The 9,681-nt window shown below is 70.7% G+C and carries 7 protein-coding genes; 5 read left to right on the forward strand and 2 right to left on the reverse strand.

Going from position 1 to position 9,681, the window contains the following annotated elements:
• Positions 1-97: 97 nt before the first annotated feature.
• Positions 98-352: a hypothetical protein gene (locus AC069X_RS35520; RefSeq protein ID WP_478735390.1), complete on the reverse strand. Its 255-nt coding sequence runs from the start codon at positions 350-352 to the stop codon at positions 98-100.
• On the reverse strand, positions 345-494 hold the full coding sequence (locus tag AC069X_RS35525; protein WP_478735392.1) for a hypothetical protein: 150 nt from the start codon (positions 492-494) through the stop codon (positions 345-347). The genes AC069X_RS35520 and AC069X_RS35525 overlap by 8 nt, the downstream gene beginning before the upstream one ends.
• A gap of 186 nt (positions 495-680) precedes the next feature.
• Here AC069X_RS35525 and AC069X_RS35530 point away from each other — a divergent pair, with 186 nt between their 5' ends.
• The 5 genes from AC069X_RS35530 (at position 681) to AC069X_RS35550 (ending at position 9,469) form a co-directional block, all read left to right on the forward strand.
• On the forward strand, positions 681-1,439 hold the full coding sequence (locus tag AC069X_RS35530; RefSeq protein ID WP_478735394.1) for a GntR family transcriptional regulator: 759 nt from the start codon (positions 681-683) through the stop codon (positions 1,437-1,439).
• 1,020 nt (positions 1,440-2,459) lie between these two features.
• Positions 2,460-2,909 (forward strand): Rv3235 family protein, encoded by a 450-nt coding sequence (locus AC069X_RS35535; protein WP_478735396.1) that lies wholly within the window; start codon positions 2,460-2,462, stop codon positions 2,907-2,909.
• 61 nt (positions 2,910-2,970) lie between these two features.
• Positions 2,971-3,471, forward strand: coding sequence for a DUF6912 family protein (locus AC069X_RS35540; RefSeq protein ID WP_478735398.1), 501 nt, complete (start codon positions 2,971-2,973; stop codon positions 3,469-3,471).
• Positions 3,468-4,136, forward strand: coding sequence for an HAD family hydrolase (locus tag AC069X_RS35545; protein WP_478735400.1), 669 nt, complete (start codon positions 3,468-3,470; stop codon positions 4,134-4,136). The genes AC069X_RS35540 and AC069X_RS35545 overlap by 4 nt, the downstream gene beginning before the upstream one ends.
• A gap of 365 nt (positions 4,137-4,501) precedes the next feature.
• Positions 4,502-9,469, forward strand: coding sequence for an NAD-glutamate dehydrogenase (locus tag AC069X_RS35550; RefSeq protein WP_478735402.1), 4,968 nt, complete (start codon positions 4,502-4,504; stop codon positions 9,467-9,469).
• Positions 9,470-9,681: the final 212 nt, after the last annotated feature.

The raw sequence follows: 9,681 nt of genomic DNA on the forward strand, positions 1-9,681 counted from the left end.
GCTCCTCATTGCTTGGCGTCCGGCGACCGTCCGGGGCTGATACCTGCACCAAATGACGACCAGAGCAGCCCAGGTTGCAGGTGGGCGCGACGGATCGCTACGCGCTCCTCTCGGCTCGGCGCCCGGCGGCCGTCCGTGGCTGGTCCGGGGCGGGTTCGACGTTGGTGGCGGCGGTGGTGAACTCGCGGCCCGAGGCGCCACGGATGTAGGCGAGCTCCATCCAGCGCTCGATGCCGGTGTCCGAGACGTTCTCGTTGATCACGGCCATCAGCACGCCCTCGACGCCCGAGGCGATGTCACGGACGCGCCGGCGCAGGAGGCGGTGGGGAACGTACTCGTAGCACTCACTCATCGGACACCGCCTCGAAGGTGGCGAGGAAGCGCTCCCAGCCGGCCTGTGCGCGGTCCAGGAGGTCCTCGCTGAGATCTCCGGCTCTGGCCGGGCAGGGGCAGCGATGCGCGAAGACCTCGGATGCTTCCGTACTGACGGACATCAGGCACATACAGGTACACCTCTCGGTTGCACTGGAACCACAGCATCTCTAGAGATGTTGCCACTGAAACCAATCCCGCTCGCTTCGTCAATGGGTCTCTAGAGATGTTCGCCTGCAAGGCTGATGCGTGCAGCGCCCTACCTCTGGCCCTAGGGTGTCTAGAGAAGAGAAGGAGTGATCGTTTCGATGACCAGCCAGGGCGCCACTCGCCAGCCGAAGTACCAGCGGATTGCTGACGAGCTGAGGGCGGCGATCCGGTCGGGCGAGTACGGCCCGGGCGACCGGCTGCCGGGCGAGAACGACCTCATGGCCACCTACGATGTCGCGCGGATGACCGCACGCCAGGCCCTCGGAGTGCTCCAGAACGAAGGCCTCGCAGAGGCGCGGAAGGGTGCCGGCGTATTCGTCCGGGCCTTCAGGCCCCTGCGACGACATGGCATCCAGCGACTCGCGCAGGAACGGTGGGGTTCAGGACGTTCCATCTGGTCGACGGACAGCGAAGATCGTGAGCTCGTCGTCGATCAGGTCGAGGTACACGAAGAGCCGTCAACCCACAAGATCGCGGCAGCTCTCGGCGTTCTGGAGGAATCTCCGGTCTGGGTGCGCAGCCGCCGGTTCGTACTCGATGGCAAGCCGGTGCTGCTCGCGACGTCGTACCTGCCGTCAGACATCGTGGCCGACTCTGCCATCACCCGATCCGACACCGGGCATGGTGGCACGTACGCAAGGCTGGCCGAGCTGGGCCACAAGCCCGTCCACTTCCGTGAGGAGGTTCGGTGCCGCATGCCTTCCGCCGGCGAGGCCGAACGTCTCGCCCTCTCCATGGGCACGCCCGTCATCGACATCGTCCGCACCGCGTTCGCCGAGGACGGCCGGGCCGTTGAGGTCAACGAAATGACCCTGGACTCCGCCTCCTACGTCCTGGAATACGACTTCGACGCCTAGTACCAGCCCCGGACGGCCGTCAGTCGCCGAGAAACAGGAGCGCGTAGCGATCTCACGCGCCTGGCCGCTTCCCGCGCTGCTCTGATCAACATTTGGTGCAGGTCTCAGCCCAAGACGGGCTGCGGACGCCGAAAGATGAGGAGCGCGTAGCGATCTCCTGCGTCTGTCGGCTTCCTGCGCTGCTCCATTCACCCTCTGGTGCGGGTATCAGCCCCAGAGGGGCGGCGGACGCCGAGCCGAGGGGAGCGCGTAGCGATCTTCTGCGCCTGGAGGCTCCGCAGATCGCTCTGATCAACCTCTCGTGCGGGTAGTCCGCGCCCCCGGCCCTGGGCCAGGACTGGAGGGGCCCGGATGTCTGGCCGGCCGTGGCCCGGCCCCTCGCCTCATCGCTGAGGGACCCGTCCCTGTCTCTTCTGCCCGGTGACCGTTCTTTTGGGGGCTTCCCGGCAGTCTTTCGGCTTTCCGGGGCGGGTCGGCCTGTCAAGGGTCGCCGAAGGCGATCACGAAGTGACGCGACGAAGGAGCGCCCTTGACGGGCCGGCACGACACGGAAGGACGATGGGACTGACGGGAAACCCCCAAAGCAGCTGTGAGCCCGCCCCGGGGGCTACCGCCCCCACCCCACCCACCCGCACCCGGGGGGCGGGTGGGCAGCCACCGCCCCGCCCCCACCCCCTCGAGGGGGAGATAGCGGGCCCGCACCGAGAGCCAGCCACCCGCCCCGCATGCGGAGAGTGACCGCAGCCGGCGCCTTCTCCCCGCCCGCCCGGTGGGGCCGGGAGGGTGATTCGGGGGTACTCCATCGAGTCCCTCGTGGTGGGGGTTTCGGCGTCTACCTGAGGGGGGTTGCGGGGGGAGTCCGGGGCTTCGGGGCGGGGGGCCGTCACACGGATAGGTGAACCTCGGCGGGGTCCTCCGCAGCCCGCCGCGACGGTTGCGGAGCGTGTTCGGCGGTCGTAGAAAACCCGCATCAAGTTACCGCCTGGTACCGCCGGGCTCGGTCTGATCGGGGGAATCGCCATGGACACCACCACGCGCGGCACGATCGGCGGCGAGGGCAGCCGCAGCAGGCCCGGCGGGGCGAGCCGGACCCGTCCCGCAGGGCGGCGGGACCAGCGGCGGCCGGCGGGGGCGCCGCGGCAGGTGCGCCGGCTCGCCCCGCACGACTGGTTCGCGGAGCGGCTGCTGGCGGTGCTGAGCGGGCAGCGCCCCGTGCACTCGCTGCTCGGCCTCACGGTGGGCGAGGCGTACGAGCAGCTGGTCACCCTGGCCCCGGTCGGGCCCCCGCGCGAGCGCCTGCGCCCGGTGCTGCGCCACTGCGGGCGGTTCCACCCCGGCCCCGGCGTGATCGAGGCCTTCGCCCGCATCGCGACGGGGGAGCGGGTCTCGGCGATGGCCTTCCGGCTGGAGCTGGGTGCCGACCGCCGCTGGCGCTGCGCCGCCGTCGAGGTCCGGGGCCCGAGGCCTTAGGCCCCGCCCCGGGGCCGAGTCGTATCCTGAGGGCGTTTCCGACTACCGAAAGCAGCCGGCCATGCGCGTGTACGTCCCCCTCACCCTCCCCGGGCTCGCCGAGGTGCACAAGGCGGGCGAGCTGGGGCCCGCACCGCTGCGCGCCTACGCCGTGACCCCCGCGCTGCGCGAGTGGTACGTCTCGGACGACATCGAGGAGCTGGAGTACGCCGCCCTGAACCGGGCCGCCCTCGCCTCGCTGCGGATGCTCGCCGCGGACGCGTCCGCCCCGCGCCGGCGGGTCGTCGTCGCGGTCGACGTCGACGACAAGGCCGCCACCGCCCTGCCCGGGCTGGACGAGGCCACCCTGGGGCAGGTCACCCTCGCCGCGCCCGTACGGCTGAAGGTGGCCGCCGCCGTGCACGTCGACGCCGACGACGCCGAGGGCGACGTCGCGGCCGCCGCCGGGGCGCTGGAGGCCGCCGACGCGGGGGACGACGACGCGCGGTTCACCGTGGACGGCGCCGAGGACCACGATCTGCTGTGGTTCGGGATCCAGGAGATTCCGGGGCTGCTGGGATGAACAGCGGTGGAGCCCACATCGTGTGGGACTGGAACGGCACGCTGCTGCACGACATCGACGCGGTCATCATCGCGACCAACGCGTCCTTCGCCGAGCTCGGCTTCGAGCCGATCACCCTGGAGCGCTACCGGGAGCTGTACGTCGTCCCGGTGCCGAGGTTCTACGAGCGGCTGATGGGCCGCCTGCCCACGGACGCCGAATGGGCCGTGATGGACGAGGCGTTCCACCGCCACTACTGGGCCGCCGCCGAGGCTGCGGGGCTGGCCGAGGGGGCGCGGGAGCTGCTGCGGGGCTGGCAGGCGGACGGGCTCACCCAGTCCCTGCTGTCCCTCGCGCCCCACGACAGGCTCGTGCCGCTGGTCCGTTCGCACGGCATCGACGGGCACTTCCTGCGCGTCGACGGGCGTACCGGGCCCTCGCACACCTCCAAGGCGGGGCACCTCGTACGCCATATGGCCGCACTGGAGGCAGCCGGTGTGACCGTCCGCCGTACGGTCCTCGTGGGGGACGCCGTGGACGATGCGACGGCCGCGGAGCACGTCGGGGCGCGCGCCGTTCTGTACACGGGGGGCTCCCACAGCCGGTCCAGCCTGGAGTCCGCCGGTGTGCCCGTCGTGGACAGCCTGGCCGAGGCCGTGGCCATGGCCCGTGAGCTGGCCGGATAGCCCGGTAACGGACCGTTCCGGCCAGGTGTCTGGCCAGAGTGTCCAGGTTTTGCCCCCGGTTTTGTACAGATGCAGTGAATGACGACCGGGGGGTGTACCGAGATAGCCTTGACCCGTGATCAGCGCGATAGTCCTCGGGGGCACTGACGCCCCCGGCCCGCGCCCGGCGCGTCTCCGCGGCCGGGCCTTCGCTGATCGCCGCCGCCGGGACCTGTCGATCACGGTCGAGGCCTTCCCGGGCGGCTCTCCCGACGCCACGGCGTCGACAACAGATCCGGACGGACATCCCGCCCCATCGCGGCGCTTTGTCATTCCTTCCTTCACCACCTACGTCACGCAATGGCGCGCGACAGGAGCCAGAGGACATGCAGACCAAGCTGGACGAAGCAAAGGCCGAGCTGCTCGCGCGGGCGGCACGGGTAGCTGAGAACAGCCCGGCCGGGGGGCTACTTCCGACTGGGTCCGAGCACGGCGAGCGCCCCGATCAGGGCACGACGCTCTCCTACCTCCAGCGCTACTACCTGCACACCGCCCCCGAGGACCTCGCCGACCGGGACCCGGTCGACGTGTTCGGCGCGGCGCTCTCGCACTACCGGCTCGCCGAGAACCGGCCGCAGGGCACCGCGAACGTGCGGGTGCACACGCCCACGGTCGAGGAGAACGGCTGGACCTCCAGTCACTCGGTCGTCGAGGTGGTCACGGACGACATGCCGTTCCTCGTGGACTCCGTGACGAACGAGCTGTCCCGCCAGGGCCGCGGCATCCACGTCGTGATCCACCCGCAGGTCGTCGTGCGCCGTGACGTCACCGGCAAGCTGATCGAGATCCTGGGCCCCGACTGCGACGCCCACGGCCCCAGGACCGCGCGCCCCCACGACTCCCTCGTCGAGAGCTGGATCCACGTCGAGATCGACCGCGAGACCGACAAGGCGGACCTCAAGCAGATCACCGGTGACCTGCTGCGCGTCCTGTCCGACGTCCGCGAGTCCGTCGAGGACTGGGAGAAGATGCGCGACGCGGCGCTGCGCATCGCCGACGAGCTGCCGAACGAGCCCACCGCGCCCGACCTGCGCGAGTACGAGCTCGAAGAGGCCCGCGAGCTGCTGCGCTGGCTGGCCGACGACCACTTCACCTTCATCGGGTACCGCGAGTACGACCTCGTCGACGGCGACGCCCTCGCGGCCGTCCCCGGCACCGGTCTCGGCATCCTGCGCTCCGACCCGGTCCACCACGGGCAGGAGGACGCGCACCCCGTCTCGCCGTCCTTCAACCGGCTGCCCGCCGACGCCCGCGCCAAGGCCCGCGAGCACCGCCTGCTGGTGCTGACGAAGGCCAACAGCCGGGCCACCGTGCACCGTCCCTCGTACCTCGACTACGTGGGTGTGAAGAAGTTCGACGCCGACGGCAACGTCGTCGGCGAGCGCCGCTTCCTCGGCCTGTTCTCCTCCGCCGCGTACACCGAGTCGGTGCGCCGCGTCCCGGTGATCCGCCGCAAGGTCAGCGAGGTCCTCGAAGGCGCCGGCTTCTCGCCGTCCAGCCACGACGGCCGCGACCTGCTCCAGATCCTGGAGACCTACCCGCGCGACGAGCTGTTCCAGACCCCGGTCGACAAGCTCCGCGAGATCGCCACCTCCGTGCTGTACCTGCAGGAGCGCCGCCGGCTGCGGCTGTACCTGCGCCAGGACGAGTACGGCCGCTACTACTCGGCGCTCGTCTACCTGCCGCGCGACCGCTTCACCACGGGCGTCCGGCTGCGCCTGATGGACATCCTGAAGGAGGAGCTCGGCGGCACCAGCGTCGACTTCACCGCCTGGAACACCGAGTCCATCCTGTCCCGCATCCACTTCGTCGTCCGCGTCCCGCAGGGCACCGAGCTGCCCCTGCTGACCGACGCCGACGTCGAGCGCGTCGAGGCCCGTCTGGTCGAGGCCGCCCGCTCCTGGGCCGACGGCTTCGGCGAGGCGCTGACCGCCGAGCTGGGCGAGGAGCGCGCCGCCGAGCTGTCGCGCAAGTACGGCACCTCCTTCCCCGAGGGCTACAAGGCCGACCACTCGCCGCGCGCGGCCGTGGCCGACCTGTGCCACCTGGAGAAGCTGTCCGCCGGCGACCGCCCCTTCGCGCTGTCCCTGTACGAGCCCGTCGGCGCGGGCCCCGGCGAGCGCCGCTTCAAGATCTACCGCGAGGGCGAGCAGGTCTCCCTCTCCGCGGTCCTGCCGGTCCTCCAGCGCCTGGGCGTCGAGGTCACCGACGAGCGGCCGTACGAGCTGCGCCGCAGCGACCGGGTCAGCGCCTGGATCTACGACTTCGGCCTGCGGATGCCGCTGTCGAACGGCACCGGGGACGGCTACCTCGGTGACGACGCCCGCGAGCGGTTCCAGGAGGCCTTCGCGGCCGTGTGGACCGGCGAGGCCGAGAACGACAACTTCAACACCCTCGTCCTGGGCGCCGGCCTCACCTGGCGCCAGGCCGTGGTGCTGCGCGCGTACGCCAAGTACATGCGCCAGGCCGGCTCCACCTTCAGCCAGGACTACATGGAGGACACCCTCCGCAACAACGTCCACACCACGCGGCTGCTGGTCTCGCTCTTCGAGGCGCGGATGTCGCCCGGCCGCCAGGCCGCCGGCACCGAGCTGATCGACGCCATGCTGGAGGAGCTGGACGGGGCCCTGGACCAGGTCGCCTCGCTCGACGAGGACCGCATCCTGCGCTCCTTCCTGACGCTGATCAAGGCGACGCTGCGGACCAACTTCTTCCAGCTCAACGGCGAGGGCGAGCAGCACTCGTACGTGTCGATGAAGTTCGACCCGCAGGCCATCCCCGACCTGCCGGCGCCGCGTCCCGCCTTCGAGATCTGGGTGTACTCCCCGCGCGTCGAGGGCGTCCACCTGCGCTTCGGCAAGGTCGCCCGAGGCGGTCTGCGCTGGTCCGACCGGCGCGAGGACTTCCGTACGGAGGTACTCGGCCTGGTCAAGGCGCAGATGGTCAAGAACACCGTGATCGTGCCGGTCGGCGCGAAGGGCGGCTTCGTCGCGAAGAACCTGCCGGACCCGTCGGTGGACCGCGACGCGTGGCTCGCCGAGGGCATCGCCTCGTACAAGATCTTCATCTCGGCGCTGCTCGACATCACCGACAACATGGTCGGCGGGGAGGTCGTGCCGCCCAAGGGCGTGGTCCGCCACGACGAGGACGACACGTACCTGGTCGTCGCGGCCGACAAGGGCACCGCGACCTTCTCCGACATCGCCAACGGCGTCGCGGAGTCGTACGGCTTCTGGCTGGGCGACGCCTTCGCGTCGGGCGGCTCCGCCGGCTACGACCACAAGGGCATGGGCATCACCGCCCGCGGCGCGTGGGAGTCCGTCAAGCGGCACTTCCGCGAGCTGGGCCACGACACCCAGACCGAGGACTTCACGGTCGTCGGCGTCGGCGACATGTCCGGTGACGTGTTCGGCAACGGCATGCTGCTCTCGGAGCACATCCGCCTGGTCGCGGCCTTCGACCACCGGCACATCTTCATCGACCCGGCCCCGGACGCGGCCGTCTCGTACGCCGAGCGCCGCCGTCTGTTCGAGCTGCCGCGCTCCTCGTGGGCGGACTACGACACCGCGCTGCTGTCGGCGGGCGGCGGGATCCACCCGCGTACGGCGAAGGCCATCCCGGTCAACGCGCAGGTGCGCGCCGCACTGGGCATCGACGCGGGCGTCACCAAGATGACCCCGGCCGAGCTGATGCAGGCCATCCTGCGGTCCCCCGTGGACCTGCTGTGGAACGGCGGTATCGGCACGTACGTCAAGGCGACCGCCGAGACGCACGCCGACGTCGGTGACAAGGCCAACGACGCCATCCGCGTCAACGGCTCCGAGGTCCGCGCCAAGGTCATCGGCGAGGGCGGCAACCTGGGTCTGACCCAGCTCGGCCGCATCGAGTTCGCCCGCACCGGCGCCGGCGGCGAGGGCGGCAAGGTCAACACCGACGCCATCGACAACAGCGCGGGCGTGGACACCTCCGACCACGAGGTGAACATCAAGATCCTGCTGAACGCGGTGGTCGCGGACGGCGACATGACGGTCAAGCAGCGCAACAAGCTGCTCGCCGAGATGACCGACGAGGTCGGCTCCCTGGTGCTGCGCAACAACTACGCGCAGAACACGGCCCTGGCCAACGGTTCGTCCCAGGCGCCGAGCCTGCTCCACGCCCAACAGCGCTTCATGCGCCGCCTGGGCCGGGACGGCCTGCTGGACCGCCAGCTGGAGTTCCTGCCGAACGACCGGCAGATCCGCGAGCTGCTCAACACCGGCAAGGGCCTGACCCAGCCGGAGCTGGCGGTGCTCTTCGCCTACACCAAGATCACGGTGGCGGACGAGCTCGTGCACACCGAGCTGCCGGACGACCCGTACCTGCGCCGCCTGCTGCACGCGTACTTCCCGGGTGCCCTGCGCGCGAAGTTCCCCGAGCAGATCGACGGGCACGCGCTGCGCCGGGAGATCATCACCACGCTGCTGGTCAACGACACCGTCAACACCGGCGGTTCGACCTTCCTGCACCGTCTGCGGGAGGAGACGGGCGCCTCCATGGAGGAGATCGTCCGGGCGCAGCTCGCGGCCCGCGAGATCTTCGGCCTGGCCGAGGTGTGGGACGCGGTGGAGGCCCTGGACAACAAGGTCCCGGCCGACGTGCAGACGCGGGTGCGGCTGCACTCGCGGCGCCTGGTGGAGCGCGGTACGCGCTGGCTGCTGAACAACCGGCCGCAGCCGCTCCAGATCACCGAGACCATCGAGCTCTTCGGGGCCCGGGTGGCGGAGGTCTGGTCGGAGCTGCCGAAGCTGGTGCGCGGCGCGGACCTGGAGTGGTACCAGTCGATCATGGACGAGCTGACCGGCGAGGGTGTGCCGGAGGAGCTCGCGGCGAAGGTGGCCGGCTTCTCGTCCGCGTTCCCGACGCTGGACATCGTCGCCATCGCGGACCGGACGGGCGTGGACCCGCTGTCCGTCGCCGAGGTGTACTACGACCTGGCCGACCGCCTGGACATCACCCAGCTGATGGACCGCATCATCGAGCTGCCGCGGTCCGACCGCTGGCAGTCGATGGCCCGCGCCTCGATCCGCGAGGACCTGTTCGCGGCGCACGCGGCGCTGACCGCCGACGTGCTGGCCGTGGGCAACGGCTCCTCCACTCCCGAGGAGCGCTTCAAGGCGTGGGAGGAGAAGAACGGGGCGATCATCGGCCGTGCCCGGACGACGCTGGACGAGATCCGGGGGTCGGACGACTTCGACCTGGCGAACCTGTCGGTGGCGATGCGGACGATGCGTTCGCTGCTGCGCGCCCACGCGTAGTCGCTCGCGCGACCGGTAGCGGTCACGGGCCGGGCCCGGAACCCCTCGGGGGGTTCCGGGCCCGGCCCGTACGTGCCTCCGGGGGGCAGACCCCCCAGGGCCCCCGGACGGTGTGTCTGGGTCCGGGGAGGGGGGGTTTAATTCTGTCATTGGGGATCATTAAGTGTATCCGGCGGCTTTCTCAAGCCTACCCCACGCAGGAAGACTTCTTG

It is taken from the genome of Streptomyces sp. NPDC043896 (assembly GCF_056435605.1).